Origin of the sequence: Thiobacillus denitrificans (genome assembly GCF_001530125.1) — a bacterium.
Lineage (GTDB): Bacteria > Pseudomonadota > Gammaproteobacteria > Burkholderiales > Thiobacillaceae > Thiobacillus > Thiobacillus denitrificans_C.
On sequence record NZ_LDUG01000062.1, the window covers coordinates 2,927 to 3,490 of the forward strand.

Consider the following 564-nt stretch of genomic DNA (forward strand, 5'->3'; position numbering starts at 1 on the left):
ATCTTGATGATGGGAATAGAAATGGCTGCACGGGCAGCGCTGGCCGCCTCACCCACCGACGAGCAGGCATTGAGCAGCGCGACGGCACCCATCTGCTGCCCCAGTTGCATGTAGGAAAAGATGCGCCCTGTGACAGCCTCGGTGAGATGGCCTGCCGCGATCACATCGTTGAGCAGGCTGTCATCCATGAGGTTGACGACGCGCACGTCTGGCAATATCTGCTGAAACTGCTGCTTGATCGGCTGTATGGTTGCGGGTCCGGTGTGGACGACGACGACGGTTCTCATTGAAAACTCCTGGTTAATGAAATCGAAAAATTCAAGCGGCCGCGGCTTCCATGACCACGTGCTGGGTGGCTTGCTGCCGTGACAGCTTGGCAGTGATGGCGCCCTCGCGCATGACAATCACGCGGTCGCTGATCGCGAGGATTTCCGGCAAGTCTGACGACACGACGATGACGGCCATACCGCGTGACGCCAGCTCCTGCAGGAGCCGGTGCACATCGGCTTTAGCGGCAATATCGATGCCGCGCGTGGGCTCATCGACAATAAGCACCTTCGGTGA

Annotated in this window: 1 protein-coding gene and 1 pseudogene; both read right to left on the reverse strand. The window is 59.0% G+C overall.

Annotation, left to right across the window (positions count from 1 at the left end):
* Positions 1–287: hypothetical protein (locus tag ABW22_RS17665; RefSeq protein ID WP_202813984.1), on the reverse strand; the 287-nt coding region annotated here is incomplete at its 3' end.
* Between the two features lie 31 nt (positions 288–318).
* Positions 319–564: pseudogene (locus ABW22_RS16325) on the reverse strand (D-xylose ABC transporter ATP-binding protein); the annotation flags it as partial.